Genomic DNA, 26,673 nt, shown 5'->3' with positions numbered 1-26,673 from the left:
GCTCCCGGCGGATGGTGCTTTGCTAGCTGGCTTTGGCAGCGGCCGCGGCGCGCTGCTGGGCCAGTTTTATTTCCAGGACCGCGTCCATCGCCTGCTGGACGCGGTCAGCCGCTCCTGCCGCACTGAAGGCTTTCTGGGCTTCCTCGAGGTGCACCAGGGCTTCCTCGGATTCACCCGCGGCCTTGAGGGACTTGCCCAGCAGCAGCGAGACTTCACCGGCGGTGTGCTTTGCCAGGCTGGCGCGTTCCGCATGGATTTCGCGGAGCTTCTCGACGGCGGCAACGATGTCACCGGTCAGGTACAGCCAGCGGGCGCGGATGAAAGCGACCTCCAGCTGGTCGGACTTGTTGCCACCCACGATGGACAGGGCCAGTTCGGCCCGTTCAATCGATGACAGCGTCTCCGGCTCAACGATCCCGGAGGACAGGCGAACGGCGGCCGAGGCTTTGTTGAACCGGGCCCACAGTTCGATGTCGTTGGCGGGGGAGAGCAGCCGGGCAGCCCGTTCGTGGTGCTTGATGCCCTCCTGGTAGTCGTGCCGCATGAAGGCCACGTTGCCGATCACCCACGCCACTTCGCCGGCGAGCTGGGACATGGAGTGCTCATCCACGTGGTCGATCATCGCCTGGCAGTATTTCCAGGCTTCGTCGAGCCGGCCGCTTTCGGCAAGTGCGCCGATCAGTGCCCGGTGCGCCCCGATGATGAGCGTGGAACCCTTCGGCAGCTGGGAACACAGCCGCACGGCCTCCATGGCGTGGTCCACCGCCGCGCTCAGCTGGCCCTGGCCCTGGGAGATGCCGGCGAGCATCTGGCGGGCCCGGACGGCGAGGCCGGCCGATTCCGTTGCCATGGGGTGCTCCAGCAGGTGCTGCATGATGCGCTGGCATTCCTGCCAGTTGCCCTGCTTGATGAGGCACTCGGCCTGCATGTACGTCATGTTCCACCAGGCGCTCGTGTTCCTGCCTTCGAGGGCTATCTTGGCAGCTGTGGCGGCGTGGCTTGCCGCGAGCTGATAGTCCCTCAGGTCCCACGCCTGCCGGGCGTACAATCCGGCGAGGACGTATTCGGCGTCGCTCACCGAGATAGGCTGGCTCCAGGCTTCCAGCGCCTTGGGTGCCAGTTCCAGCCTGCGTGCAAGTTCCTCGATCACCTCTGCCGTAGGTTCCCTGCGGCCGGTCTCAAGTAGTGAAATATAGCTGGGGGAATACAGGTCCTTTCCCAGTTCCGCCTGTGTCAGCCCCCGTTCGAGACGCTCCGCACGGAGCTTCTCCCCGAATCCGTTGCCCACGGGATTTCCTCCTTTTCCGGACGGTCTTCGTACAAAATGCTTGACAGTCCCTGTGGAAAACATTTTACAATGTATGTCAACAAGGACAGTGCTGGCTTTGTAACGAATCCGACTCGTATTGAGGAACCTATTTATGTTGAAGAAGATCGCAACCGCGGCCGTACTGGCAGGGGCACTTGCTTTTTCTGCTGCGGCTCCAGCTGTCCTGTCTGCCGGTTCCCTCGGGGACTCTGCCGGAACGTCGGTAGCCGTAGGAAACTGGCCGGACCCGATGTCCAAGAAGACCAAGGACAAGAGCACGGATACCTCGTACACCACGTACGTAGGCAACTGGCCCGACCCGATGTAATAGCTTCCTCACACATGGAGGCGAGGATGGCCCCGGAGCGCAGGCTTCGGGGCCATTCCTTTTAAGAAGGAAGAGGGCCTCCGCATGGAGACCCTCTTCCTTTTTGGTCGGGATGACAGGATTTGAACCTGCGACCTCTTCGTCCCGAACGAAGCGCGCTACCAAGCTGCGCTACATCCCGATCCGCTGCAAAAGCAACTTTACAAGGATAGCCGATGCCGGGTCCCGATGCGAAATCAGACCAGCGAATCCTTCCAGGCGCCGTGGAGGTCGGCAAAGCGGCCGCCCCCGCCAATGAGTTCAGCCGGGCTTCCGTCCTCCACGATCCGGCCGTCGTGCACCACCAGCACCCTGTCAGCGGTCTCCACCGTGGACAGGCGGTGGGCGATGATGAGGGCCGTCCTGCGGGCCGCTTCCGTGCCCGCCAGGAGCCGCGCAAGGCCCTGCTGCACCAGCCTCTCGGAGGGGATGTCCAGGGAGGACGTCGCCTCGTCCAGGATCAGTACGGCAGGTCGGGCCAGGAACGCCCGGGCAAAACTGATGAGCTGCCGCTGCCCGGACGAGACACGGCCGCCGCGCTTGTTGACGTCGGTGGCGTAGCCTTCGGGCAGTTCCATGATGAAGTCGTGGGCGCCTACGGCTTTGGCCGCTTCCTCGATCTCCGCCCGGGAAGCCTCCGGGCGGCCCAGGGCGATGTTGTCTGCCACCGAGCCGCTGAACAGGAAGGCCTCCTGGGTGACCATCACGATGTTCCGGCGGAGATCCGTGGTGCCCAGGTTGCGGACGTCGACCCCGTCGAGCGTGAGCGATCCGGCGGAGACGTCGTAGAAGCGTGCTATCAGCTTCGCCAGCGTGGACTTGCCGGCACCCGTCTGGCCCACCAGGGCAACAGTCTGGCCTGCGGGAATGTGCAGGTCCAGGGTGGGGACGATCAGCGGGCCGTCGCCGTAGCGGAACTCCACGCCGTTGAAGTCGATGGATCCCTTGGCCTGCTTCAGGGCGACCGGGTTCTTGGGCGGGCGGACCGTCGGCACCTCCTCCAGGAGCCCCGAGACCTTCTCGAGCGCCGCCTGCGCGCTCTGGAAGGAGTTGTAGAACATGGCCATCTGGTCCACCGGCTGGAAGAACCGCTTGGTGGAAAGGATGAGTGCCAGCAACACCCCGACCTCCAGGTCGCCGCCGAGGACGCGGAAGCCGCCGAAGAGCAGGACCACGGCCACACAGACGTTGCCGATCAGGACCAGCCCCGGCTGGAAGATGCCGTTGAGGTTGATGGAGCGTACGGTGACCCGCCGGTAGTCCTCGGCCAACTGGCCGTACCGGCCGGAGTTTTCCTGCTCCTTGCGGAAGGCCTTGACGGCGCGGATGCCGGTCATGGTTTCCACGAAGTGCACAATGAGCCGGGCGGACACCACCCGGGATTCGCGGAAGGCGATCTGGGAGTGCTTCTGGTACCAGCGGGCCAGGAAGAACATGGGCACGCCGGCGGCCAGCACCAGCAGCCCGCTCCGCCAGTCCAGGGCAAACACGGTGACGGCGGTGAAGACCATGAACAGCATGCCTGACGCCAGCGAGCTGACGCCGGAGTCCAGGAGTTCGCGGAGGGCTTCCAGGTCCGACGTCTGCCGGGCGATGATCCGTCCGGACGTGTACTTTTCGTGGAACTCGAGGCTCAGCCCCTGGGTCTGGCGGAAGACCCGCAGGCGCAGGTCCAGCAGCATGGCCTGGCTGAGCTTCGCGGTGGACGTGACGTACAAAGCCGTGAGCCCCGCCGTCGCAATGGCGGCAAGGAGGTAGGCGGCGCCGGTGAACACCAGGGGCGCGTTGTCTCCGGCCTGCAGGGCGGGCAGGGCGCGGTCGATGCCAAAGGCGATCAGCGCCGGCCCGGCCACCCTTGCAGCCTGGGAGAGGACCACCATGGCGATGGTCAGCCAGAACCGGAGCCGCACCGGCCGGATCAGTGACCGCAGGAGCGCCAGTGACCGCCGTCGGACGGCCCTGCTGTCATCCTTGCTGAGGTGGGCATTGTCTTCATTGGCAGTGCCGAAGGAGGCGGCGCTCATCGGGTGACCTCCGCTTCCTGGATAACTGCTTCTGCCTTGAGGTCCGAGAGTTCCGAGTCTAGGTCCCGGGGTTCCTGGTCCAGGCTCGCAATGACGTAGCGGTAATGGTCGTTGCCCGCCAGGAGTTCCGTGTGGGTTCCGACGGCGGTGATCCGGCCCTCTTCAAGCAGCGCCACCCGGTCCGCGAGGGCCACGGTGGACGGCCTGTGCGCGACGATCAGGGTGGTGGTGTCCTTCAGGACCGCACGGAGCCGGGTCTCCACCAGTTCCTCCGTATGGACGTCAAGGGCGGAGAGCGGGTCATCCAGCACCAGCACGCGGGGGCGGGCCGCGATGGCACGGGCCAGGGCAATCCGCTGGCGCTGCCCGCCGGACAGGCTCAGGCCTTCCTCGCCGATCAGGGTGTCCAGGCCCTGGGGCAGGGAGTACGCGAAGTGTGCCTGGGCAACATCCAGTGCTTCCTCCAGGACGGCGTCGCTGCGGACCGGGGCGCCGAGCAGCACATTGTCCCGGACGGAGTTGGAGAACAGGGTGGTGTCCTCGAAGGCCACCGCCACGATGCGGCGCAGCTCCTCCACGTCGAAGTCCCGCAGGTCCACGCCGTCGATGCTGATGGATCCGTCGGTGACGTCATACAGCCGGGGCACCAGCTGGATCAGGGCGCTCTTGCCGCTTCCTGTGATGCCCACCAGGGCCATGGTCTCACCGGGCCGGAGTTCCAGGTTGATGTCCTTGAGGATGGGCTTGTCCGGGGCGTCCTCGAAGGCGAAAGTGGCGTTGTTGAAACGGAGCGCGCCGGCGGGCTGGCGGGGCAGGCGCGGTTCCGGGGGACTGGTGATGGTGTTGGCGGAATCCATGACTTCGTAGTGGCGGTCGACGGCGGTCTTGGCGGTGAGTGCCATGGCCAGCAGCATGCCGGAGAATTCCACGGGTGAGGCAATGACGGCCGCGGTGGCAAAGAAGGCCACCAGTGCGCCGATGCTCAGTTGCCCGCTGGCGCAGAGCATGACACCCACCACCAGGCCTGCCCCCAGCGCGAGTTCCGGCAAGAGTGTGACCACCATGGTGAACATGGCCTGGTGGCGTGCTTTGTCGATCTCTGTTTGGCGCAGCTCTTCGGCTTGTTCCTCGAAATTTTCGAGTGCTTCCCGGCTGCGGCCGAAGGCCTTGAGCACACGGATGCCGTGCACCGACTCCTCCACCGTGGTTGCCAGGTCGCCGGCCTGGTCCTGGCTGCGGCGGGCCACCTTGCTGAACCGGGTGCGGAACCGGAAGCTGTAGGCCATGATGGGCACGGCTGCGGCCAGGAAGATCAGGGCGAGCTGCCAGCTCATTGCGAACATCACGGCAATGCCGATGATCACGGTGAGCGTGGTGACCACCAGCATGATGGCGCCAAACGCCATCCAGCGGCGCAGGAAGTTGAGGTCCGTCATGGCCCGGGACAGCAGCTGGCCGGAACCCCAGCGGTCGTGGAAGGAGACCGTGAGCTCCTGCAGGTGGTCATAGAGGGACACCCGCATCCGGGTTTCCACCGTAGTGGCCGGATTGATCACGAACTGGCGGCGGAGTGCCACCAGTCCCGCCTCAGCTATGCCCAGGACCAAAATGATGCCGGCCGAAACCCAGATGGCTTCGCTGGCGCCGCCCGGCTGCAGCGACTCGTTGACCAGCACCCGCAGGACCTGGGGGATCGACAGTGCAACGATACTGGCCAGCAGCGCGCACACGAGTCCCAGCAGCAGCCGCGGAATGATGGGCCGGACATGGGGGTAGAGACGACTGATTGATCGAAAGAATGAAGATTGCTTGGCCATGCCCGCTTCTCAAGCTCTAAAACGAATGTAGTTTCCCTTAGCAACTACCCTATGCCATGGACGTGAGGCGGTTCACAGGAATTTCGGCGTGATAAAGAGCTTGGCCAGTTATTGCGTTGTGCAATGCAACCTGTTGTTGCACGCGCAGCGGGATCAGCCGGGTGAGGTCAGGGTCAGCAGGACTGCCTCGGGCTTGCAGGCGATCCTTACCGGAGCGAAGCGGGAGGTGCCGATGCCGCCGGACACGTTGACCGGCGTCGTACGTCCATTGCTCTGCCAGTCGTTGAGCCCCTTTGCCCGCCATGTGGGAAGGTCGCAGTTGGCCACCAGCGCGCCGTAGCCCGGGATGCAGATCTGGCCCCCGTGCGTGTGGCCGGCGAGGAGGAGGTCGGCGCCGTCCTCGGTGAAGTGGTCCAGCACCCGCTGGTAGGGCGCATGGATGACAGCCACTTTGAGGTGGTCGGCGGCGTCCTGGTTCACGGTTCCACGGGGCCAGCCGGCGTATTTTTCGCGCTTCAGGTGGGGATCGTCAACCCCGGAGAAGTCAAAGCGCATGCCGTTCAGCACCAAGGACTGGTGGCGGTTGGTCAGGTCCACCCAGCCGGCCATGCCGAAGCCTGAACGCAGCCGGGGCCAGTCCAGCATCTTGGGTTTGGGCTTCACCTTGGAGGGCCCCAGCAGGTAGAGGGCAGGATTCTTCGGGCTCGGCGCAAAGTAGTCGTTGGAGCCTGGAACGAAAACCCCGGGGAAGTCCATCAGCGGCCGCAGGGCGGCCAGCAGGGGGTCCACGGCTTTGGGGTGACTGAGGTTGTCGCCCGTGTTGGCCACCAGGTCCGGCTTGAGGTCGGCCAGGGACTGGAGCCAGGCCGCCTTCTTCTTCTGTCCGGTAATGAAGTGGATATCGCTCAGGTGGAGGATGCGGAACGGGCCGTGTCCCGGCGGCAGGATGGCCAGGGTTTCCTCGCGGAGGACGAACTGGTCCTTCTCCCACAGGCCATATCCGAAGGCGGCTGCCCCGGCGGCAACGCCGGCCCCTGCAGTGACGGCAAGGCCGCGTCCGATAGTCCGGGCGCGGCCTGCCAGCGTAGTGGTGGACGTCATCGGCGGCTAGCCGTTTCCGTTTCCGTTGCCATTACCGTTGCCGCTGTTGGTCGGCTGCGGAGCAGGCTCGGGGGCGGCAGGCGCTGAAGGCTCAGGAGCGGGCGCCTGGGTGGCCGGAGCCTGGGGTGCCTGGCTTGTGCGCGGCGCCGTGGTGGCGGGTGTGCGTGTGTTGCCGCCGCCGTTGATCATGGAGCTGGGCGGGGCGGGGAACGGCTCGGTGCCGTAGGCGGGCGCGATCCGGGACATGAAGTTCGAGAACATCGGCCCGGCAATCATGTAACCGTCAATGCCCGGGTAGAACTTTCCGTTCACGGTGATGTTCTGGCCGGAACGGTCCTGGGCACCAAGTGCGTCGCCAAACCAGGCGGCCGTGGCAAGGCCGGTGGTGTGGCCGACAACCCAGGTGGAACCGTTGTTGTTCGAGGTACCGGTCTTGGCGCCGATGGGGAAGCTGGTCCGGGTGGAGATGCGGGGCTGGATCAGGGAGCCGGAGCCGCGGTTCAGGACTTCCTGGAGGGCGTAGTTCACGCCGCGGGCAACCTCGGGCTTGACCGCATCCCGGCAGCTGCTCGACTGGGCCGGCAGGGTGGCCCCGGTCTGGTCCGTAACCGCGGTGATGGCGATGGGCTCGCAGTACTTTCCGTCATTCGCGAACGTGGCGAAGGCGCTGGCCATGGTCAGCGGCGCCGTCTGGGTGGACCCCAACAGGTTGCCGAGCGTGGACATGTTGATCTTCGGGTTGGGATCGCCGTCAGCCGGGAGTCCGCCATGGAGGCCCGTTGCGTCAACGATTTTCTGGATTCCGCAGAAGTCCAGCTGTGCCGCCGAAGCGAAGGTGACGGTGTTGATGGAGTTGTACAGGCCTTCGAGGACGGACAGCGGCCGGTACCACTGGGGTTCCGCATTCTGCAGGTCGTCAGCGGCGCCCAGCGACTTTTCCGCAGTGTTATAGGCGCCGGTGACCTGGCCGCAGGAGTTGCGCCACTTGAAGTTCAGCGGGTAGCGGCGCTGGGCGGCATTGACCACTGTATTCATGGATTTTCCCTCCTCAAGCCACTGGGCGAACGTGAAAGGCTTCATGGTGGAGCCGGGCTGCGCGCCGCCCAGGCCGTTGAGGTCGTTGCCGTCCTTGTCCAGCTTGTCCACGTTGAAGTTCACCTGCGAGTCGAAGGCACCCTCAGCCGGAAGGAAGGAGGTGTTCTGGGCCATCGAGACGATCTTGCCGGAGTTGGGCTGCACGGACACCATGGCAGCTCCCCACTTGTCCGGGTTGGCGCCGGCCGAGGCGTTGACCTGTTCCTGGGCCACAGCCTGGGCGTTCGGGTCCAGCGTGGTGGTGATGGTCAGGCCGCCACCGTAGATGAGGCGAAGGCGTTCCTCGCGGTCCGCACCGTAAGCCGGGTTGTTTTCCAGCAGGTGCAGCACGTAATCACAGAAGTACGGGGCGGTGGACGCGTAGGCGCAGCCCTGCCGGGCGGGCGTGACATTGGTTTCCACGGGGGTGGCGACGGCGGCGTCATGGTCTGCCTGCGTGATCTTGCCCTGGTTCAGCATCAGGCTCAGCACCAGGTCCCGGCGCTGCTTGGCGTTCTCGGGGTTGGTGATGGGGTCGAATGCGGACGGGCTGTTGACCAGGCCGGCCAGCAGCGCGGCCTGCGGAAGGGTGAGGTCCTTGGCGGTGGTGCTGAAGAAGAACCTGGACGCGGCTTCGATGCCGTAGGCGTCGCGGTTGAAGAACACGATGTTCAGGTAGCCCTCAAGGATCTGCTCCTTGCTGAACTCCTTTTCCAGGGCAATGGCGAGCTTCATCTCGCGGAGCTTGTCGCCCACGCCCTTGTTCACGCCGTTGAGCTTGATGTCCTCGTCCCTGCCCTCGGCGGCGAGGTTGGAGTTGAGGACGTTGTTGACGTACTGCTGGGTGATGGTGGAGGCACCCTGCCTGTTGCCGCGGGCCGTGCTGACCAGTGCACGCAGGATACCCGTGGTGTCCACGCCGCCGTGCTCGTAGAACCGGCTGTCCTCGACGGCGATGACGGCTTCCTTCATGAACGGCGAGATCTGGTCCAGGGCAACCTTGGTGCGGTTCTCCTTATAGACGCTGGCGATCTCGCTGCCGTCCGCAGCCAGGATCCTGGTGGTCTGGTTGGGCGGATCGACCTTCAGCTCATCGGGGAGGGTGTCGAAGAACTCGATCGAACCGCTGGCTGCGCTGCCTGAAACGGCCGCGGCGGGAACCAGCAGGCCTGCTACCAGGACACCGCAGATCGCACTCACGCCAAGGAAAACGAGGATTTTTCCGAGGGTGGTGGCAGTGTCGAATAATGGGTTCGTACGAGTCGCCATGTTTTCCACTTTACCGGCAAGGACTAGTCTTTCTCTCATGACCAAATGGGAGTACGCCACGATTCCGCTCATTATTCACGCCACAAAGCAGATTCTTGACCAGTGGGGAGACGACGGCTGGGAGCTGGTCCAGGTTGTCCCCGGACCTGACGGAAACGGCCTGGTTGCCTACCTCAAGAGGGAGAAGCAGTAGCATGAGCACCTCCGCACAGGCCCAGCCCGGCGCGGCTGACGCCCCGGTTTCGGCTGTTGAAAAGCGGCTCGCGGACCTTGGGCTGACCCTTCCGGAAGTGGCTGCGCCCGTAGCCGCCTACGTTCCGGCAGTGGTTTCCGGCAGCCACGTGTACACGTCCGGCCAGTTGCCTTTTGTCAACGGCAAACTTCCGGCAACAGGCAAGGTATCGGCAGGGACCGAAGGTTACGCCGACGAGCCCACCGTTTCACCCGAGGACGCACAGCGGTTCGCAGCCATTTGCGCCGTCAACGCCCTGGCGGCCGTCAAGAGCGTCATCGGCGATCTTGACCGGATCACCCGCATCGTCAAGGTTGTGGGATTCGTCTCCTCCGATCCTTCCTTCACCGGCCAGCCCGGCGTCATCAACGGAGCCTCGGAGCTGCTGGGACGTGTCCTCGGTGACGCAGGCCAGCACGCACGTTCCGCCGTCGGCGTCTCCGTGCTGCCCCTCGACTCTCCCGTCGAGGTCGAACTGATCGCCGAATTTAGCTAGGACCGGTCGTTTCCCTTGCCTCACCTCGCCCGACGGCTCTTCGCCCTTCCCCAGGACCTTGAAGGGGCGGCCCAGAGCTGGCTCGAACACGGCGAACGGACCCCGCGGGCAGCACGCCTTGCATCCTCGGTGGTGCTGCTGCGGGATTCCCCAACCGGCCTGGAGACCTGGCTGGCCTACCGGCCAGGCTCCTCGCCGCTTGGCGTCCTGGCGTTTCCCGGCGGCTCGCTGGACGCGGCCGACGACGATCCCGTCCCCTGGCTGGGACCGTCACCACAGCATTGGGCTGAGCAGATGGGCACGGACGACGTCGGGCTGGCGCGCCGCCACGTGCTGGGCGCCATCCGCGAACTCTTTGAGGAAACCGGCCTGCTGCTGGCCGGACCTGACATGGCCGGCACCGTCGAAGCGACGTCAACCCCGGAATGGATGCGCGCCCGCGTTGCCGTCGCCGAGCAGGAAAAGACGTTCCCCGAGATCCTGGCCAAGCGTGGGCTGTCCGTCCGGACGGACCTGCTCAAGTCCCTGGTCAACTGGCGCAGCCCTGATTTCGCCCACCGCCGGTTCGACACCCGCTATTTTGCGGCCACCGTCCCCCTGAACCAGCAGCCCACCCTGCTGGAGGGCAAAGGCGTGTGGGGCCGGTGGGTCAATGCCGCCGATGTCATCGCCGAACGCCACACCACAGCTCTGGGCGACGAAGTGGGCCAGGAGAACACAGTGGGCCGTACCCTGGGGGAACTCCTGGTTCCCGGCTCGGAGATCATGCTTGAAAAGATGGCCGCGGCCAATGGCTGCATCGCCTACCTCAGCTACAAGCGCAAGGCCCATGTGTACCAGCCGGTCCTGGTTGAAGAGGACGGCAAGCTCATGCTTGAGGTGGAGGCCGCCAAGACTACCGCCGACGACCCCCAGCGCGAACGCTAGATCCTCCTGAGCGTTGCGTACGGGCGGCTGGGAAGGGTTCCCGCGGTCCAGTCCTTGGTGGGCGGTTCCAGCGGAATCCGGCCCATACCGTCACGGATTACCAGGACCACCGTGCCGGCTGTGGCGGCCAAAACCGCCAGGCCCAGCAGGATCAACAGGACACCCAAAGCCACTGACATCGCCATGCACCTCGTGCCTCAATTTTACCGCCGCCCCACCTGTGACGCTCTCTCACTCAACGCAGGTTTTGGCGCGACGCTCTCTCACTTAACACAGCTTTTGGTGTGACGCTCTCTCACTCGGTCTGGCACGGTGAGCGAGGGTTTACAGAAAAGCTGCAGGAGATGAGCGAGGGTTTACGAAAAGGCTGCAGGGAGTGAGAGAGCGTTGGGCCGGGTTAACGCAGAAAGGCCGCCCCCGTGATCAGTTCACGGGGGCGGCCTTCCTGTTTGGTGGCTAGCGGGAGCGCTGGCGGAGGCGCTGCATGTCCAGGATGACGACGGCGCGGGCTTCCAGCCGCAGCCAGCCGCGCTGGACGAACTCGGCGAGGGCCTTGTTGACGGTTTCGCGGGAGGCGCCAACCAGCTGGGCCAGCTCTTCCTGGGTGAGCTCGTGGGCTACCAGGACGCCGTCCGTTGCAGGGCGGCCGAAGCGGTCCGCGAGGTCCAGGAGTGCCTTGGCTACGCGGCCCGGAACGTCGGAGAAGACGAGGTCGGACAGCGAATCGTTGGTGCGGCGGAGCCGACGGGCGAGGGCCTGCAGGAGCTGTGCTGAGACCTCGGGGCGGGTGCGGAGCAGCGTGTTGAGGCTTTCGTTCTTGAGGCCCGCCAGCCGGGTTTCCGAGACCGCGGTTGCGGTTGCGGTGCGGGGGCTCGGGTCGAAGAGGGCCATCTCGCCGAAGAGTTCACCCGGGCCCAGGATTGCCAGGAGGGATTCCCGGCCGTCAGGAGACGTCCGGCCGAGCTTCACCTTGCCGGAGACGATGAAGTAGAGCTGGTCACCCTGGTCGCCCTCGCGGAACACCGAAGCGCCGCGGGACAGGTCCACCTCGGTGAGCTCGTCCGTCAGCAGACGGAATGCGTCGTCGTCGAGCGTGGCGAAAAGGGGTGCTCGGCGCAGTACCTCGATGTCCATGAAATCTCCTGAATAAAAGTGTCGGCTGTGGCGCTTGTGCCATTGTTTCAGAATTTTCAAGGTTCTGTGACGAACTTGGCAGGCGAAACGCCCTGATCCGGGGCCGCAGCGCCACCAGCGGAGGTGGCACGGGACGTCCCGGGGGCGGCTGGGAGGCAGTTGGGGAGGTGCCCCTGGCAGGCCTGCCAGGAGGGGTGGGCTGTCCAGAAAACTGTCAGTGACCACCACTAGAATGAGTGTTCAACTGTTTATAAGGAGCCTTTGTGGTCGGCTTGACTGTCCTGGACCTGATCCTGATCCTGGCGCTGCTGTCCTACCTGGTTTATGGCCTGCTCAACGGTTTCCTGGTGACGGCGGGCGGCATAGCGGGGTTCGCGGCGGGAGCCGTGGCGGCCTTTTTCGCGGTCCCCCTGGTGAGCGGCTTCGTTGAGGACTCCGGATGGAGGCTGACCGCCATCGTGGCCGCCGCCGTCGTGCTGGTGGTCCTGGGGCACGGCCTGGGGACGATGGCCGGCCGGCAAATCCGCGGCGCCGTGCGGATCCGGCCCCTCCGGGCAGTAGACCGCCTGGTGGGCGGAGCCGTGAACTTAATGGTGTCGGCGCTGGTGATGTCCATGCTGGCCTTCAGCGTCAGCTCCCTGGGTGTGCCGTTCGTATCGCAGCAGCTGGCCGAGTCAAGGGTCATCCGCTTCATCGACGGACTAACGCCCGTCCCCGTCAAAGCCACCATGGCGCAGCTGCGCTCCACCGTGATCGGCAACGGCATCCCCACGCTGCTGGAGGGCCTGGAACAGGGGCCGGCGGTACCGTTGCCGAACGCGAGCACCGACACTCCCTCGCTGAACCGGGCCGCGGAGTCAGTGCTCCGGATCGCCGGGACCGCGTACCAGTGCGGCCAAAACCAGACGGGCACGGGGTTTGTGGTGTCAGAGGACCGGGTGGTCACCAACGCACATGTTGTGGCGGGCGTGTCGCAGCCGGTAGTGGAAATGCCCGACGGCGGAGCGATGCCAGGACGGGTCGTCTACTTCGACACCAAACACGACCTTGCGGTGCTGGCTGTGGACGGACTGCAGGCAAGCCCGCTGGCGCTGGGCCGGGACCTGCCCGGCGGCAGTCCTGCAGCTTTCGCCGGCTATCCCCACGGCGGCCCCTTCCAGTCCAAGCCCGCCACGGTGCAGGACATCACCACTGTCCTGGTGCCGGACATCTACGGAAACAACGCGTCACCCGAAGAGATCTACCGCCTGGCCGGGGACGTGCAGCCGGGGAATTCGGGAGGACCGCTGCTGACCATGGACGGCCAGGTGGCAGGAGTGATTTTCGCGAAAGCGACGGCGGATATGGAGATGGGATTTGCCATCACCATGGACGACCTCACTCCCGTGGCATCGCAGGCGGCGTCCCTCTCCGCGCCGGTGTCCTCCGGGCAGTGCATCCAGAAGTAGCGGTTAGAGGACCTCGGCAAGGTAGTCAATGGCCAGCCGGTACCCCGTAACGCCCGCGCCCACAATGACCGCAGAGCAGACGGGGGAGAGGTACGAATGGTGCCGGAATTCTTCGCGCTGGTGCACGTTGGTGATGTGGACCTCGACGGCGGGAAGCTGCACGGCGGCAAGGGCGTCCCGGAGGGCAACCGAGGTGTGGGTGAAGGCGCCCGCATTGATGACGATGCCCGCGGCGTTGTTCCGGGCGGCGTGGATGACATCGAGCAGGACGCCTTCGTGGTTGGACTGGACGCATTCGGCCGTGAAGCCGTGGGCCTCGGCGGCGGCCGCGGCCAGCTGCTCCACGTCGGCCAACGTCGAGGTGCCGTATTTTTCCGGCTCGCGGGTTCCCAACAGGTTCAGGTTTGGCCCGTTGATCACCAGGATGGTGCGGCCGGCGGCGGAGTCTGTGGAGGCGTCAGTCATGGATGACAATCTATCGGCTGGCGCTGGGCGCCGCTCATTCTTACGCCGGCACCCCCCCTCGACCGCTCCGTAAATGCCGTTTTGAAGCGTGAAAACGACGTTTACGGAGCAATCGACGGTCACTAGAGGGCAGTGACCTTCAGCAGCAGCGCGTGCTCGGGGTTGAGGTTGGGCATGGGCAGGCCCACCTCGGCGAGGAAGCGTCCGTTGGCCACTGCCCCGTCTGCCAGCCAGGCCGGCGGCTGCACCTGGGTGTAAGTGTGGCCGTAGTCGGCGTCTTCGGGAGTGGGGAAGACCGCCTCCACCCGGTACGTGCGCCCGGCCTCCAGCCCGGGAATGCCGATCCGGCCCGGCTCCTCCGCCGCGGAGGTGCGGGTGCTGACCAGGGCGAACAGGCCCGCCGTCGTGCCCTCCGCCAGAGGCGTGGATTCCGGTGCATCGGTGACGACGCCGTGCAGCAGCAGGGCGTCACCGGCCACGTCCGCGTGGACGCGGCGGCCGCTGTGGAGGAGGCCGCGGTGTTCCTTGAACAGGGCGATGAAGCGCTTGAGCTCCTCCCGGTCCTTGCCCTGGACGCCGCGGATGTCCCACTCCATGCCGAAGTGGCCGAACAGCGCGGTGATGGCCCGGAAGGAGAGGTCGTGGGTGCGGGCTGTGGTGTGCGAGGTAGTGGGGCCGATGTGGCTGCCCACCAGCTCCGGCGGGACCACGGCGCCGGTCCAGCGCTGGATGGTCTGCCGCTCCAGCGCATCGTTGCAGTCCGACCCCCAGATCCGGTCCGTGCGTTCCAGGATGCCCAGGTCAACGCGCGCGCCGCCTGAGGAGCAGGATTCAATCTCGACGCCGGGATGGGCCTTTCGGAGCGCGTCGAACAGCCTGTACGCGGCGAGGGTCTGCTCGTGGACGGAGGAGCGTCCGGCGTGGCCGTGCTCCAGCAGGTCCCGGTTCTGGTCCCACTTGAGGTAGCTGATGTTGTTCTCGCTCAGGAGCGCGTCGATGCGGCTGTAGATGTACTGCCACGCCTCGGGGTTGACCAGGTCGATGATGTGCTGGTTCCGCCATTCCAGGGGCAGGCGGCCGCCGTCCTTGTGCTGCACCGCTGACGGGCCAACAATCCAGTCCGGGTGCGCCCGTGCGATATCGGAATCAAGGTTGACCATTTCCGGCTCCACCCAGAGCCCGAACTCCATGCCGCGGGAGGTCACGGCCTCGATCAGCGGTGTCAGCCCCTTCGGCCACAGGGTCTCGTCGACGTACCAGTCGCCGAGGCCGGCGTGGTCGTCCCGGCGGCCGCGGAACCAGCCGTCGTCGAGCACGAAGCGCTCAACGCCAAGGTCGGCAGCGGACTCAGCCAGCTCGATCAGCGTGTCCAGGTTGTGGTCGAAGTACACGGCCTCCCAGGTGTTAAGCACAACGGGGCGCGGTTTTCCGGCGGGCAGTCCGGTGGAGGCGGCCGGGAGGACGTGGTGCGGGCGGGACCGGAACCAGCTGTAGAAGGCCTCGGTGATCCCGTCCAGCCCATGGTCGGAGTAGGCGGCGAACAGTGCCGGGGTGGTGTAGCTGCTGCCGGGTTCGAGGATGACCTCGGCGGGGCCCAGGAGTTCGGAGCCGCCGATCATGGTCCGGCCGTCGCCGATGGTGTCCGCGAACTGTTCGTGGTTGCCGCTCCAGGCCAGGTGGGTGGCCCAGACCTTGCCGTGGCGGTTGCCGAAACCGGTGGTGCCGGCGGCGAACAGAAGGGAGGAGTCGTGTCCGGTGCGCCCGTGCCGGCCGGTCCGGACCCAGGTGCCCTGCTGGATGGCGCGGCGCTGCGGGTGCCGTTCCCGGCACCAGCGGCCGGTGAGGTCAAGGAGTTCGACGGCGTCCGGCGCCACCGGAAGCACGGTCGCCAGTTCGTCGAGCTGGTACGGCGTGGTGCCGTCGTTGGTGACGGTGTGCCGCATCTCCAGCAGCCCGGCGTCGTGAAGGGTGAGGGTTGATTCGACCGTGAGCCCGGCGTCCGGATCTGACTGGACGATCACTGCCGAACCGCCGTCGGCACCTGCTGTCACAACGCGGAGGCGGGCCGAGAAATCAAGCCCGGAGACGCCGTCGGCCGTCCGGGAGCCGCGCAGGGCGGCCCGGCCGCGCCAGGAGGACGACGCCTGGGGGAGGAGCGCTGCGGGGACGCGTGCGTCGATGGCGGAGTGCGGGACCGGGGAGGTGAGGATGGCCAGGTCCGGCAGGTCCGCGCCCAGGTCTGCGCCCCAGTGGACCACCTCGGCCTCTCCGCTGTCGAAGCTGATCACCAGGCTGGTCCCGGCGGAACGGAGGTGGAGGGGGTCCATAGGGGAAATCTCTTTCGTCGTTGTGCTGTGCGTCTGGGGGCTGGAGCGTCGTAGACGCCTCAAACCAGGGAGTGGGGAGGGGCTGGATGCCGCCGCCGCGAGGAGGGCACGGCGGCATCCAGCCCAGTGGCTGCGACCACAAACGCAGCCACTGTTTGGGGGCCAGGGCCTACTTGAAGAGGGCGTTGACCTGTTCGTTGGCCTGGGTCAGCGAGCTGGCGGGTGCCTTGCCGGAGACGACGGCGTCCATGGCCGGCTCCATGATGCCCTTGACCTTGGCGGTGTTGTCCGTGATGGGGTACAGGAAGGTGGTCTTGTTCTTGACGTGCTCGGTAAACGCGGTGACGTCAACACCCTTGGCCTGGAAGGCCTCGGCGGCCTTCTCCGAGGACGCCTTGAGGGCGGGGAACACCACGGCCTTGGAGGCTACGACGTCCTGGCAGTCGGCCGAAGCGAGGTATTCAACCCACTTGATGGCCGCGTCCTTCTTTTCGGTTCCGGCCCAAATGGAATCCGCCAGGCCGTTGAACATGGAGGCACGCTCGCCCTCGGGGCCCACCGGTGTGGGGGCGATGCCCACCTCGATGCCCTTGTAGCCGGTGTACTGGCCGATCATCCAGGAGCCGTGGGCGTTGATGGCGGACTTGCCGGCAGCGAAGGTGTCAGCCATGCTCGCGCCAACGGTGGTCTCGAGCTTGGGCATGTAGCCCTTGTCCGCCAGCCCGGCGAACCACTCCATGCTTTCCTGGAACTTGGGATCGTCGTAGTTGTACTTGGTGCCCCACGGGTTCTTGTCCGTGTGGGACCAGCCGGTGGTGTTGGTGAGGTAGCTCCATTCGGTCTGGCCGGAGGAGTCGCCGCCGCCGTTCAGGCCCAGGCCGTAGACGTCCACGTTGTTCTTGTCGAAGCCGGGCTCGTCGCCGCGCTTGCCGTTCTTGTCCACGGTCAGGTGGGCGATGACCTTCCCGTAGCTGCCGCCGTCTTCAGGGTTCCAGGTGAGGTCCTTCATCTGGTCCTCCGGGATGCCGGCGCTGCTGAGCATTGCCTTGTTGTAGAACAGGCCGATGGTGTCCCAGTCCTTGGGCAGTCCGTAGCGCTTGCCGTCCTGGCCCACCCACAGGTCCGCGAGGCCCTCGTTGTAGGCGGAGAGATCGATGTTGTCCTTTTCGACGGCCTCGTCGATGGCCAGGAGCTGCTTGTTTTCGGCCAGTTCGCCGTAGCGTCCCAGGTGGTTGGTGAAGACGTCCGGTGCGGTGCCGCCAACAAAACCGTTGGTGAGGGTGCTCCAGTAGTCGTCCCAGCCACGCTGGGTGATCTTGACCGTGATGTCCGGGTTGGCTGCCTGGAAGTCGTCAGCGCACTGCTGGTAGGCGGGCAGCTGGTTGGCGTCCCACAGCCAGTAGCTGATCTCGCCGGTGGCGCTTTCTTCGGAGGAGGAGGATCCGCTGCAGGCAGAGAGGGAGAGTGCCATAGCTGCGGCGACGGCAACGGCGCCGAGGGATTTCTTCATGGTTCTACTTTCCGTTCGGGTGGAGTTCGCTGGGATGCGATGGGTGGGGTGTGCTTATTTGATGCCGGAGAAGCCAATGGAGTTGACGATCTTCTTGCCGAAGGCGGCGAAGAGGATCAGCACCGGGAGGGCCGAAATGAGGGTTGCGGCCATCAGCCCGGACCAGTCCGGTGCCCCCTGCGGGGACTGGGACTTGAAGACGCCGAGGCCCACCTGCAGGACGCGGACATCGTCCTGCGACGCCACCAGCAGGGGCCAGAAGTACTCGTTCCACTGGCCGATGAAGGTGAGGAGCGCCAGCGTGGCGATGGGGGCTGCGGCGTTGGGGAGCACGATCTGGAAGAAGATCCTCAGGTGCTTGGCGCCGTCGAGCATGGCCGCCTCCTCCACTTCGCGGGACATGTTCAGGAAGAACTGCCGGAGGAAGAAGATGGCGAAGGGGGTCATGAACACGTACGGCAGGACCAGGCCGAGCATGGTGTTGAGCAGGTCCAGGTTCTTGATGAGCAGGAAGTTCGGCAGGGCGGTGAAGATCGGCGGGACCAGCATGGTGCCGAGGAACAGGCTGAAGACGGCGTTGCGGCCCTTCCAGCGCAGCCGGGAGAACGCGTAGGCGGCCATGGCGCTGAAAAAGACGGCGCCGGCGGTGGTGATCGAGGAGAAGATGATCGAGTTGCGCAGGTAGAGCCAGAAGTCGATGGCGGCACCGGATCCGCCTTCGGCGACGGCCTCCGCCGGGGACTGAAGCCCGAAGACCCGTTTGAAGGCGCCCAGGGTGAATTCGGCCGGCAGCAGGCTGGTGGCGTTCGAGGCCAGCGCGTTGTTGGTGGACAGTGCAGTGCGCAGGACCCACAGGAAGGGGAGGACGGAGACTGCGATGGCCAGGATGAGGAGTGCCCAGGCGCCGGCGCGGCGGGCGTTGAAAGGACGACGGCGGCGGGTTGCGGCCGGCAGCGGTGCGCGGCTTGCGGTGGTGCTCATGCGGAACTCCTTAGTCCAGGTCCGACTCGTTGCCCTTGAGGAACTTCATCTGGATGAAGGCCACCAGGGCGAGGATGAGGAAGAGAATGACGGCGATGGCGGATCCGTAGCCGAAGTCCGACTCGGTGAAGGCCCGCTGGTAGATGTAGTACTGGATGACGCGGGTGGCGTTGACCGGGCCGCCCGCAGTGGTCACGGCCACGGTGTCGAAGACCTGGAACGAGCCGATGACGGTCACCACGAGGACCAGGACAAGGACCGGACGCAGCAGGGGAATAGTGATTTTCCGGAAGGTCTGGAATGCTGACGCGCCGTCCAGTTTGGCCACTTCGTAGACGTGGCTGGGGATGGCCTGGAGTCCGGCGAAGATCAGCAGGGCCGTGTAGCCCATGTGGCGCCAGGTGTTGATCAGCGCCTGGGTGGGAATGGCCCACGCCTCGCTGCCGAAGAAGGCGACGCGGGGCAGCCCGCTCCATTCGATGAACTGGTTCACCACGCCGATCTGGTAGTCCAGCATCCAGAACCACAGCAGTGCGGCGATGACGTTGGACATCAGGTACGGCAGGAGCAGGGTGCCCCGGATGATGGTGGACTTGGCCACGTTGTGCATCAGGAGGGCAAGGCCAAGGGCCAGGGCTGTCTGGAGGAGGATGTTGAGGAACACGTACTGCCCGGTGACGGCCAGCGAGTTCCAGAACAGCGGGTCCGCGGCGATGGCCACGTAGTTGTCCATGCCGACCCATTCCGGGTCGCCGAGGATGTTGTATTCGGTGAAGCTGAGGTAGATGCCCCGGACGGTGGGCAGGACGTAGAAAACAACGAATCCGATCATCGCCGGTGCGATGAACAGCAGGGCGATCTTGAGGTCCCCGAGGCGGCGGTGGCTTCCCTGCGGCTTCGGGGAGGCCGAAGCCGCAGAGGCGGACCTGGAGTGTTTGGCAAGGGTGGTCATCTTCGACCCTTTCCTGACTGTGATGGAGGTAACAACTGCGATGTAATCTACACGAGTAGATTTAGAAGGGCAAGAGGTTACATTCATCCCGTAATCCGGACGGTTTATCCAATCGCTGGCCTGTTGACTCGAGTAGATGCGGGTGGAACACTGGAGTTCCTGGAGGACAGCGCTTGCCCGGCGACCCCCAACCAGCCCCCCACGGAAGGCAAACAATGACGTTTTCACTCGGCGTAGTAGGAGCAGGCCAGTTCGGCAGCCAGTTCGCCCACCTGTTCAATCTCCACCCCGGCGTCAGCGCTGTGTATGTGGCCGACGAGCTTCCGGAACGGGCTGCAGAGGCCGTGGCCCGGTACGGCCTGGCGGGCGTGAAAGACAGCTTCGACGCGCTCCTGGCCTCCGACGTGGATGCCGTAGCCATCTTCACGCAGCGCTGGACGCATGGTCCCCTGGTGGAGCAGGCCCTGCGTGCCGGCAAGCACGTCTACTCAGCCGTCCCCATGGCGGTCTCGGAAGAAGAGATCGCAGCAATCATCCAGGCCGTCCGTGACACCGGACTGGTGTACATGATGGGTGAGACCAGCTACTACAACCCGGCCACTGTCTATGCCCGCAAGCAGCTCGCTGACGGGAAGTTCGGCCGCATCTTCTACGCCGAAGGCGACTACGTCCATGACATGGACCTGGGCTTCTACGAGGCCTACCAGTACAGCGGAGGGGAGCGGTGGAAGGAAACCGCCAGCTACCCGCCCATGCTGTACCCCACCCATGCCGTGGGCGGTGTGCTGGGTGCCGTCCCCGCCCATGCTGTGAGCGTCAGCTGCGTGGGCGTCAGGGATGACCGCAACGACGGCGTCTTTGACAAGGATGTCAGCATGTTCGGGAACGACTTCTCCAACGCCACCGCCCTCTTCGAGCTGAACGACGGCGGCGTGATGCGCACCAACGAGATGCGCCGGGTGGGCTACCCTTCACATATCCGCGAGTCCAGGTTCCGGTTCTTCGGAACGGAGGCCAGCTTTGAACAGCTCGCCAAGGTGTCCGTCTGGCAGGACAAGCAGAACGTCCACGACGTCTCCGAGCAGATGGAAACCCGGCCCAGCATCCCCCTCGACGACCCGTCCCTTGCGAACGTTGCGCCAGAGCTGAGGGACGCCTTTGTCTCCGGCCTGGCTCCGGTCCATGATCCCGGGAGGCTGCCGGAGGAGTTCCTGGGCGCGCCCAACGGGCACGAAGGCAGCCATCATTTCCTGGTGGACGACTTCGTGACGGCGGTCAACAACGGCACCCTGCCTCCGGTGAACGCCTGGCTTGCTGCCCGCTTTACGCTCCCGGGAATCGTGGCACACCAGTCGGCCCTGCAAAACGGGGAGCGGCTTCCCATCCGTGACTTTGGCGATGCACCGGGTACCGGTACATAACATGGACAGCATGACTACTCCGGCAGTGCAGGCTTCGCGGGGCCCGGTGACGCGCAAGGACGTGGCGAGATACGCCGGCGTCAGCACCGCCGTCGTCAGTTACGTTGTCAACGGCGGGCCCAAGAAGGTGGCGCCCGCCACCGAAGCCAAGGTGCAGGATGCCATCCGCGTCCTGGGCTACCGCCCCAATGCTGCGGCGCGGGCACTCAAGCTGGGCTCCAGCGAGACGCTGGGGCTCGTGGTCCCGGATATCTCCAACCCGTTCTTCGCCCTGTTCTCCCACGCCGTTGAGGACGCCGCCGCCGCCTTGGGATACGCGCTGGTGCTGGGCAACTCTGACGGAAACCTTGCCAAGGAACGGCGCAACATCCGCAACCTCGCCGCCAGGCAGGTGGATGGCGTGCTCCTGGCCAGTGTCCTTTTCGAACCCGACCTGGAAGTCCTGGAAACGGCCGAGATCCCCTCGGTCCTGCTCAACCAGGAACGGGACGCCCCCGGTTTCAACAGCATCGGCGTGGACCTCGCAGCAGGAGCCCGGATCGCCGTGGAACACCTGATCGGGCACGGCCACACCAACATCGGCCTCGCCATGGGCACCAACGTCTCCGGCGCCACTGACGGCCGTGAAGTGGGCTGGCGGGAGGCCCTGCAGGAGGCGGGCCTGCCCGAGGGGCCGATCGTGTACAGCGCCTTCACCCGTCCCGGCGGCTATACCGCCGGGCAGCGCCTCCTGGCGTCCGTCAACCGGCCCACGGCCATCTTTGCCACCTCGGACATGCAGGCCATCGGGCTGCTCCGGGCGGTCCATGAAGCCGGGCTGTCCGTCCCCGGCCAGATGGCCGTGGCGTCCTTTGACGGTTCTGCCGAGTCCGAATACTCCTGGCCTCCGCTGACCACGGTGGAGCAGCCCGTGGCCGCAATGGCGGAGGCGGCGGTGGCCGCACTGGTGGGGGCCAGCCGCGGCGAGAAGCCCCGGCACCGGATCTTCCCCACCACCCTGCACGTCCGACAGTCCTGCGGCTGCCCCTAGGAGCGGCTCCTACACGGCCGCGAGCCGCAGCCTGCCCACCTGTTCCTGGAGGACGCGCTGCGCCTCGGCCCCCAGCCCGGAATCGCTGATGACCTCATCCACCTCGTCCAGCGACGCAATGGAACTGATGCCCAGCATGCCCCACTTCGTATGGTCGGCGAGGACCACAGTCTTGCGCGCCGCGGCCACAAAGGCCCGGTCCGTTTCCGCTTCGAGCAGGTTGGGAGTGGTGAAGCCGGCGTCGGCATCCATCCCGTGGACGCCCAGGAACAGCATGTCCAGGTGCAGCTGCTTGAGGGCTCCGGTGGCGATGGGGCCCACCAGGGCGTCAGAGGGCGTGCGTTCGCCGCCAATGAGGATCACCGTGGAGGCGTACCGGGCAGAACCGGCCGACGCCGCGTGGTGGAACAGGTCTGCGATGCGGACTGAGTTGGTGACCACCGTGATCTGCGGGCCGTTCACCAGCTCTTTGGCCAGCGCCCAGGTGGTGGTTCCGGCGCTGAGCCCCACGGCCATGCCCTCCTGCACCAGCGAGGCCGCCTCCACCGCGATGGCGCGTTTCTCCGCCGTCAGCTGCGTCGACTTGAGGTCGAATCCGGGCTCATGGGTGCTGGTGTCGCCCGGGATTTTCGCGCCGCCGTGGATGCGCTCCAGGCGGCCGCCCTCCTCCAGCACCTCGATGTCACGGCGGACCGTCATCAGGGACACACCCAACTGCTGGGCCAGGTCCGAGACCCGGACAACCCGCTCCCGCTGGAGAGCGTCCAAAATGGCCTGGTGGCGGGCGACGGCGAGCATCAGGGCGATCCTTCAGGGCAGGGGGCGGGTCTGCTCCCAGCATACGACGACGGCGGCGCCCGGCTGTGAGCCAGGCGCCGCCGTCGTAAAGTCCCCTTCCGCCTTATTTCCGGAGGGACGCTGCGATCTGCTGCATGATGGTGGGGTCCGAGAGGGTGGTGGCGTCTCCCGGATCCCGGCCTTCGGCGACGTCCTTGAGCAGGCGGCGCATGATCTTGCCGGAGCGGGTCTTGGGCAGTTCCGGGACCACCAGGATGGCTTTCGGCTTGGCGATGGGCCCGATCTCCTTGCCTACGTGGTTCCGGAGTTCCTGGACGATGGCGTCCCCGGAATCCACGGCGTCCCCGCGGAGGATGACGAACGCGACGACGGCCTGGCCGGTGGTTTCGTCGGCGGCGCCCACCACGGCGGCCTCGGCCACGGCGGGGTGGGACACCAGTGCCGACTCGATTTCGGTGGTGGAGAGCCGGTGCCCGGAGACGTTCATGACGTCATCCACCCGGCCCAGGAGCCAGATGTCGCCGTCCTCGTCCTTCTTGGCGCCGTCCCCGGCGAAATACATAGTCTCGAACCGGGACCAGTAGGTGTCCTTAAAGCGTTCGGGATCGCCCCAGATGCCGCGGAGCATGGCCGGCCATGGCTCCCGGATCACCAGGAAGCCGCCGTGGCCGTTGGGCACGGATTCGCCCATTTCGTCCACCACGTCCACCGCAATGCCGGGGAGCGGGACCTGGGCGGAGCCGGGCTTGGTGGCGGTAACCCCGGGGAGCGGGGCGATCATCTGGGCGCCGGTCTCGGTCTGCCACCAGGTGTCCACGATGGGGGTCTTGTCCCCGCCGATGACCTTCCGGTACCACATCCAGGCCTCTGGGTTGATGGATTCGCCCACCGAGCCAAGGACCCGGAGGGAGGACAGATCGTACTTGTCCGGGATATCCCTGCCCCACTTCATGAACGTCCGGATCGCGGTGGGGGCGGTGTAGAGGATGGAAACCTTGTACTTCTCTATGATCTCCCACCAGCGGCCCTGGTGCGGGGAGTCCGGGGTGCCCTCGTACATCACCTGGGTGGCGCCGTTGATGAGCGGCGCGTACGCGACGTAGGAATGGCCGGTGACCCAGCCGACGTCGGCCGTGCACCAGTACACGTCCGTTTCCGGATGCAGGTCGAACACCGCCCTGTGCGTGTAGGCGGTCTGGGTGAGGTACCCGCCGGTGGTGTGCAGGATGCCCTTGGGCTTTCCGGTGGTGCCGGAGGTGTAGAGGATGAACAGCGGGTGCTCGGAATCGTGGCCCACGGCGGTGTGCTCGGTGGATGCCTGCCCGACGGTGTCGTCCCACCAGTGGTCCCGGCCCTCGTGCCAGTCAACGTGCTGGCCGTTGCGCTTAACCACCACGACGTTCTGGACTGTGTGGCCGCTGCCGTCGCCCACGTGGGAGAGTGCGTCGTCCACGGCGGTTTTCAGGGCGCTGGGCTTGCCGCGGCGGTAGGTGCCGTCGGCGGTGACTACGAGCTTGGCTTCCGCGTCGTCGATCCGTGAGCGCAGGGCATCGGCGGAGAACCCGCCGAACACCACGGAGTGCACCGCACCGATCCGGGCGCAGGCCAGCAGGGTGATGACGGCCTCGGGGATCATCGGCAGGTAGACGGCCACCCGGTCACCCTTGGCCACGCCGAGGGACTCGAAAGCGTTCGCGGCCTTCTTCACCTCGTCGGTGAGCTGGGCATAGGTGTAGGTGCGGGTGTCCCCGGGCTCGCCCTCGAAGTGGATGGCCACCCGGTCGCCGAGGCCATTCTCCACGTGACGGTCCAACGCGTTGTAGGCGGCGTTGACCTCTCCGCCGACGAACCATTTGGCAAAGGGAGGGTTGGACCAGTCCAGTGCCTGGTCGAAGTCCTTGTTCCAGGTCAGCAACTCACGGGCCTTCTTCGCCCAGAACGCGGGACGGTCTGCATTGGCGTCCTCATACTCCGCGGCGGTGACCACAGCGTCAGCAGCGAACTCGGGGGAGGGCGCAAACCTGCGGGTCTCATGAAGCAGGTTTTCAAAGGCATCGCCCTGCCCGGCTCCCTGGGCTGACCCCGGCTGCCCTGTGCTTGCGGAAGCGTCTACGACGGCGCTTGTAGTGTCCTGGGACATGTGAACCTCATCATTCATCGATCTTTGCTGGGCGGGATGTCCGCCGCCGGCCGGGCTCCGCCGCCTGCACGACGTCGGGCACCGGCTGGTCACGGACATTCCGCAAAGAGCTGTTCCGGAATCAAGACTAATGCTTTGGCTGGCGGCGATGTGTGCGGTGTCACACCGCAGCCCGTGAACGGCATTTATTAAGCGGTGAATGGTTTTCGGGGGCAGCTTGCCGCCACCCCCGCGGTGCGTGGCCAGCTAGTGATCGGCCTGGCCCTTGACTAGGCTGGGGTGGAATTGTGACTTCACTGCGGACCGTTCTGGCCAGGCACCACAAGGGCCTGGCCACGCCGGAACCGCCGTCAAGACGGCACGATGTCGGGACCACACAGGTCCCGGTGCCGCCACGCTAAGGAGAGCAGAATGAACCAGCAAAGCTTCGGCCAGAAGACCGGCCCCGAGACGGCAGGTTCCGGCCACGGTGCCGGAACCGCTGAAGGGCCAGGCTCCCAGGCCGCCGCGGGCAAGGCCCCCGCCGCAGGCAAGGCCTCCAACGAGGCAGTGCTGGGTCCTTTCACCATCCGGGACATGACTGTCTTCGGCGGCACGCTGATCCTTTTTGTCGCCTCCCTGCTGCCGATCTTCGGCGCCCGGTACAACCTGTGGAACCTCAACAACCTGTTCTTCCTGGGGCTGGGCATCGTCCTGCCCCTGATCGTCAGCGCGCTCTTTGCGGCCCGCAGGCTGTCCCCGGCCACGAAGATCCGGATCGGCTCCCTGTCCATCGACCAGTTCGCCTCAGTGGTTGCGTCCTTTGCCGTGGCCTTCTTCTTTGTCTCCGTGGCCGGTGCCTACGTACCCAGCCTCCTGGTGGGCCTGATCGGCTCCCTGGTCCTCTTCGCTGCAACAGTGCTGGGCCGTTTCCTGCCGTATCTCTCCAGTGACTTCCAGGACCGGGCCGAAGTGCCCGCCCACGTGGTGGCCCGTGAGGCCGCTGTTCCCACCCGGAAACCCCGCGCGCCCAAGAAGCCGAAGGAAGAAACCGCCCCGGGGTCGAAAGACTCCAGGCCCGGCTCGAAGATCCTTTCCGGCGGGGGGCTGTTCGGCGGCGCAGGCGCAGGATCCTCGGCGGTGAAGCCCGGATCAGCTGAAGAGCCGGCACCAGCGGGGCACCAGGGCCCGGCGGCGCAGCAGGCGTCACCGCGTCCCGGCGGACAGGCCGCGGCGACCCATGCCCCTGCCACGGCAGCCGTCCCCACCGCTGCTGCGCCCGTCTCCACCGCTCCCGAGGTATCCGATTGGACTCCCGCCGGCGACCCGGGCCCCGCAACCCAGGCGGCCGACGTCGTACGCCCCTCCTCAACGCCCGCCGCAGAGGAAACCCGGCTGGGGGATGTACCGGCAGCTGCCGGCGCCGGCTCAGCCGCTGCCGCAGCGCATCACGAAACCTCAGCGAACCACGACGGCGGCACGCACCCGGCCACGCCGTCCGGCCAGGGCAGCTCCTCCTCCGCGCAGGGTGCCCGGAGCGGCTGGGAGCCCACGCCTGCCACCGCAGTGCACCAGCAGGTCCGTACCGAGGAGCCGATCGGCGCCACGGTGGACCCCTCCACCCGTCCGGATGAATCGGAAGAACAGCCCATTCACGAGGCATTCTGGTTTGCGGTTGCGCAGCACCGCACCGCCTATGACCCGCGCACGGGCGCTCCGGCGTTCGTTATCGAACCCGGCGGCTGGGTCCTGGCGCTTGAGGACCGCGGCCACGAATTCCTGGTCCAGCACACTGACGGCCGGCTGGGTGTCCTGCGGGACCTCAGCAACATCGAGCGCGGCTGACGTCCATGGGGGAGGGCAGGGCACCTG

The 26,673-nt window shown here is 65.9% G+C and carries 22 protein-coding genes and 1 tRNA gene; 8 read left to right on the top strand and 15 right to left on the bottom strand.

Translation table 11 applies throughout. The features are described from left to right. Positions 1 to 22: 22 nt before the first annotated feature. Positions 23 to 1,288 (bottom strand): helix-turn-helix domain-containing protein, encoded by a 1,266-nt coding sequence (locus AC4BCK_RS16915; protein ID WP_174177215.1) that lies wholly within the window; start codon positions 1,286 to 1,288, stop codon positions 23 to 25. Positions 1,289 to 1,421: 133 nt separating this feature from the next. Here AC4BCK_RS16915 and AC4BCK_RS16910 point away from each other — a divergent pair, with 133 nt between their 5' ends. Further along, positions 1,422 to 1,637 (top strand): hypothetical protein, encoded by a 216-nt coding sequence (locus AC4BCK_RS16910; RefSeq protein ID WP_174177214.1) that lies wholly within the window; start codon positions 1,422 to 1,424, stop codon positions 1,635 to 1,637. 104 nt (positions 1,638 to 1,741) lie between these two features. Here the strand turns inward: AC4BCK_RS16910 and AC4BCK_RS16905 are convergent. The 5 genes from AC4BCK_RS16905 to AC4BCK_RS16885 all read right to left on the bottom strand — a co-directional run bounded on the left by AC4BCK_RS16905 (position 1,742) and on the right by AC4BCK_RS16885 (position 8,961). After that, positions 1,742 to 1,818, bottom strand: a tRNA-Pro gene (locus tag AC4BCK_RS16905). A gap of 55 nt (positions 1,819 to 1,873) precedes the next feature. Then, the gene (locus tag AC4BCK_RS16900) at positions 1,874 to 3,700 is read right to left on the bottom strand and encodes an ABC transporter ATP-binding protein (RefSeq protein WP_490566233.1); all 1,827 of its coding nucleotides are present in this window, start codon (positions 3,698 to 3,700) and stop codon (positions 1,874 to 1,876) included. Beyond that, the gene (locus tag AC4BCK_RS16895; protein ID WP_490566232.1) at positions 3,697 to 5,517 is read right to left on the bottom strand and encodes an ABC transporter ATP-binding protein; all 1,821 of its coding nucleotides are present in this window, start codon (positions 5,515 to 5,517) and stop codon (positions 3,697 to 3,699) included. Before AC4BCK_RS16895 ends, AC4BCK_RS16900 begins: the two co-directional genes overlap by 4 nt. 153 nt (positions 5,518 to 5,670) lie before the next feature. Next, positions 5,671 to 6,618 (bottom strand): metallophosphoesterase, encoded by a 948-nt coding sequence (locus tag AC4BCK_RS16890; RefSeq protein WP_251422674.1) that lies wholly within the window; start codon positions 6,616 to 6,618, stop codon positions 5,671 to 5,673. Between the two features lie 6 nt (positions 6,619 to 6,624). Then, positions 6,625 to 8,961 (bottom strand): transglycosylase domain-containing protein, encoded by a 2,337-nt coding sequence (locus AC4BCK_RS16885; protein WP_377088515.1) that lies wholly within the window; start codon positions 8,959 to 8,961, stop codon positions 6,625 to 6,627. Between the two features lie 37 nt (positions 8,962 to 8,998). On the opposite strand from AC4BCK_RS16885, the gene sp36 reads away from it, so the two are divergent. The 3 genes from sp36 to AC4BCK_RS16870 are packed head-to-tail and all read left to right on the top strand — an operon-like array spanning position 8,999 to position 10,616. Continuing rightward, positions 8,999 to 9,154: a Sp36 family protein gene (gene sp36, locus AC4BCK_RS16880; RefSeq protein WP_003797879.1), complete on the top strand. Its 156-nt coding sequence runs from the start codon at positions 8,999 to 9,001 to the stop codon at positions 9,152 to 9,154. 1 nt (position 9,155) lies between these two features. Next, entirely contained in the window at positions 9,156 to 9,689 is a 534-nt protein-coding gene (locus AC4BCK_RS16875) for a RidA family protein (RefSeq protein WP_174177204.1), read from the top strand. Between the two features lie 15 nt (positions 9,690 to 9,704). After that, on the top strand, positions 9,705 to 10,616 hold the full coding sequence (locus tag AC4BCK_RS16870) for an NUDIX hydrolase (RefSeq protein ID WP_251422680.1): 912 nt from the start codon (positions 9,705 to 9,707) through the stop codon (positions 10,614 to 10,616). Here AC4BCK_RS16870 and AC4BCK_RS16865 read toward each other — a convergent pair. After that, positions 10,613 to 10,801, bottom strand: a complete 189-nt coding sequence (locus AC4BCK_RS16865) for a hypothetical protein (protein ID WP_490566231.1) — start codon at positions 10,799 to 10,801, stop codon at positions 10,613 to 10,615. The two genes, AC4BCK_RS16870 and AC4BCK_RS16865, sit on opposite strands and share 4 nt — an antisense overlap. Before the next feature lie 271 nt (positions 10,802 to 11,072). After that, positions 11,073 to 11,750, bottom strand: a complete 678-nt coding sequence (locus AC4BCK_RS16860; protein ID WP_013602309.1) for a Crp/Fnr family transcriptional regulator — start codon at positions 11,748 to 11,750, stop codon at positions 11,073 to 11,075. A 263-nt stretch (positions 11,751 to 12,013) separates the two neighbouring features. Here AC4BCK_RS16860 and AC4BCK_RS16855 point away from each other — a divergent pair, with 263 nt between their 5' ends. Then, the gene (locus AC4BCK_RS16855) at positions 12,014 to 13,198 is read left to right on the top strand and encodes a MarP family serine protease (protein WP_490566230.1); all 1,185 of its coding nucleotides are present in this window, start codon (positions 12,014 to 12,016) and stop codon (positions 13,196 to 13,198) included. A 3-nt stretch (positions 13,199 to 13,201) separates the two neighbouring features. Here the strand turns inward: AC4BCK_RS16855 and aroQ are convergent, their stop codons facing one another. The 5 genes from aroQ to AC4BCK_RS16830 all read right to left on the bottom strand — a co-directional run bounded on the left by aroQ (position 13,202) and on the right by AC4BCK_RS16830 (position 19,433). Further along, on the bottom strand, positions 13,202 to 13,663 hold the full coding sequence (gene aroQ, locus AC4BCK_RS16850; RefSeq protein ID WP_174177190.1) for a type II 3-dehydroquinate dehydratase: 462 nt from the start codon (positions 13,661 to 13,663) through the stop codon (positions 13,202 to 13,204). 122 nt (positions 13,664 to 13,785) lie between these two features. Then, complete coding sequence (locus tag AC4BCK_RS16845) at positions 13,786 to 15,990, bottom strand: alpha-galactosidase (protein ID WP_400640904.1); 2,205 nt, start codon at positions 15,988 to 15,990, stop codon at positions 13,786 to 13,788. Between the two features lie 169 nt (positions 15,991 to 16,159). Continuing rightward, positions 16,160 to 17,500 carry an ABC transporter substrate-binding protein gene (locus tag AC4BCK_RS16840; protein WP_490566229.1) on the bottom strand — a complete coding sequence of 447 codons (1,341 nt, stop codon included), beginning with the start codon at positions 17,498 to 17,500 and terminating at the stop codon, positions 16,160 to 16,162. A 54-nt stretch (positions 17,501 to 17,554) separates the two neighbouring features. Then, complete coding sequence (locus AC4BCK_RS16835; RefSeq protein WP_174177184.1) at positions 17,555 to 18,481, bottom strand: carbohydrate ABC transporter permease; 927 nt, start codon at positions 18,479 to 18,481, stop codon at positions 17,555 to 17,557. A 10-nt stretch (positions 18,482 to 18,491) separates the two neighbouring features. Further along, a complete protein-coding gene (locus tag AC4BCK_RS16830) occupies positions 18,492 to 19,433 on the bottom strand; it encodes a carbohydrate ABC transporter permease (RefSeq protein WP_251422695.1) in 942 nt (313 codons plus the stop codon). 215 nt (positions 19,434 to 19,648) lie between these two features. On the opposite strand from AC4BCK_RS16830, the gene AC4BCK_RS16825 reads away from it, so the two are divergent. Then, on the top strand, positions 19,649 to 20,854 hold the full coding sequence (locus AC4BCK_RS16825) for a Gfo/Idh/MocA family protein (RefSeq protein WP_174177180.1): 1,206 nt from the start codon (positions 19,649 to 19,651) through the stop codon (positions 20,852 to 20,854). Positions 20,855 to 20,864: 10 nt separating this feature from the next. Continuing rightward, positions 20,865 to 21,884 (top strand): LacI family DNA-binding transcriptional regulator, encoded by a 1,020-nt coding sequence (locus tag AC4BCK_RS16820; RefSeq protein WP_066278928.1) that lies wholly within the window; start codon positions 20,865 to 20,867, stop codon positions 21,882 to 21,884. A gap of 9 nt (positions 21,885 to 21,893) precedes the next feature. Here AC4BCK_RS16820 and AC4BCK_RS16815 read toward each other — a convergent pair whose 3' ends face one another. After that, positions 21,894 to 22,682, bottom strand: coding sequence for a DeoR/GlpR family DNA-binding transcription regulator (locus AC4BCK_RS16815; protein ID WP_251422701.1), 789 nt, complete (start codon positions 22,680 to 22,682; stop codon positions 21,894 to 21,896). Positions 22,683 to 22,785: 103 nt separating this feature from the next. Further along, positions 22,786 to 24,822, bottom strand: a complete 2,037-nt coding sequence (gene acs, locus AC4BCK_RS16810) for an acetate--CoA ligase (RefSeq protein WP_251422704.1) — start codon at positions 24,820 to 24,822, stop codon at positions 22,786 to 22,788. A 411-nt stretch (positions 24,823 to 25,233) separates the two neighbouring features. Here acs and AC4BCK_RS16805 point away from each other — a divergent pair, with 411 nt between their 5' ends. Then, a complete protein-coding gene (locus AC4BCK_RS16805; RefSeq protein ID WP_251422706.1) occupies positions 25,234 to 26,646 on the top strand; it encodes an energy-coupling factor transporter transmembrane component T family protein in 1,413 nt (470 codons plus the stop codon). Positions 26,647 to 26,673 lie beyond the last annotated feature (27 nt).

This window comes from Pseudarthrobacter sp. As-47, from assembly GCF_058215595.1.
The sequence above is the reverse complement of the archived record's forward strand: the minus strand, read 5'-3'. Positions and strand labels throughout refer to the sequence as shown.

Bases quoted from the DNA above. Each gene is read 5' to 3' on its own strand.
- AC4BCK_RS16910 (WP_174177214.1), top strand. From the start codon at position 1,422: ATGTTGAAGAAGATCGCAACCGCGGCCGTACTGGCAGGGGCACTTGCT.
- AC4BCK_RS16900 (WP_490566233.1), bottom strand. From the start codon at position 3,700: ATGAGCGCCGCCTCCTTCGGCACTGCCAATGAAGACAATGCCCACCTC.
- AC4BCK_RS16895 (WP_490566232.1), bottom strand. From the start codon at position 5,517: ATGGCCAAGCAATCTTCATTCTTTCGATCAATCAGTCGTCTCTACCCC.
- AC4BCK_RS16890 (WP_251422674.1), bottom strand. From the start codon at position 6,618: ATGACGTCCACCACTACGCTGGCAGGCCGCGCCCGGACTATCGGACGC.
- AC4BCK_RS16885 (WP_377088515.1), bottom strand. From the start codon at position 8,961: ATGGCGACTCGTACGAACCCATTATTCGACACTGCCACCACCCTCGGA.
- sp36 (WP_003797879.1), top strand. From the start codon at position 8,999: ATGACCAAATGGGAGTACGCCACGATTCCGCTCATTATTCACGCCACA.
- AC4BCK_RS16875 (WP_174177204.1), top strand. From the start codon at position 9,156: ATGAGCACCTCCGCACAGGCCCAGCCCGGCGCGGCTGACGCCCCGGTT.
- AC4BCK_RS16865 (WP_490566231.1), bottom strand. From the start codon at position 10,801: ATGGCGATGTCAGTGGCTTTGGGTGTCCTGTTGATCCTGCTGGGCCTG.
- AC4BCK_RS16860 (WP_013602309.1), bottom strand. From the start codon at position 11,750: ATGGACATCGAGGTACTGCGCCGAGCACCCCTTTTCGCCACGCTCGAC.
- aroQ (WP_174177190.1), bottom strand. From the start codon at position 13,663: ATGACTGACGCCTCCACAGACTCCGCCGCCGGCCGCACCATCCTGGTG.
- AC4BCK_RS16845 (WP_400640904.1), bottom strand. From the start codon at position 15,990: ATGGACCCCCTCCACCTCCGTTCCGCCGGGACCAGCCTGGTGATCAGC.
- AC4BCK_RS16840 (WP_490566229.1), bottom strand. From the start codon at position 17,500: ATGAAGAAATCCCTCGGCGCCGTTGCCGTCGCCGCAGCTATGGCACTC.
- AC4BCK_RS16835 (WP_174177184.1), bottom strand. From the start codon at position 18,481: ATGAGCACCACCGCAAGCCGCGCACCGCTGCCGGCCGCAACCCGCCGC.
- AC4BCK_RS16830 (WP_251422695.1), bottom strand. From the start codon at position 19,433: ATGACCACCCTTGCCAAACACTCCAGGTCCGCCTCTGCGGCTTCGGCC.
- AC4BCK_RS16825 (WP_174177180.1), top strand. From the start codon at position 19,649: ATGACGTTTTCACTCGGCGTAGTAGGAGCAGGCCAGTTCGGCAGCCAG.
- AC4BCK_RS16820 (WP_066278928.1), top strand. From the start codon at position 20,865: ATGACTACTCCGGCAGTGCAGGCTTCGCGGGGCCCGGTGACGCGCAAG.
- AC4BCK_RS16815 (WP_251422701.1), bottom strand. From the start codon at position 22,682: ATGCTCGCCGTCGCCCGCCACCAGGCCATTTTGGACGCTCTCCAGCGG.
- acs (WP_251422704.1), bottom strand. From the start codon at position 24,822: ATGTCCCAGGACACTACAAGCGCCGTCGTAGACGCTTCCGCAAGCACA.
- AC4BCK_RS16805 (WP_251422706.1), top strand. From the start codon at position 25,234: ATGAACCAGCAAAGCTTCGGCCAGAAGACCGGCCCCGAGACGGCAGGT.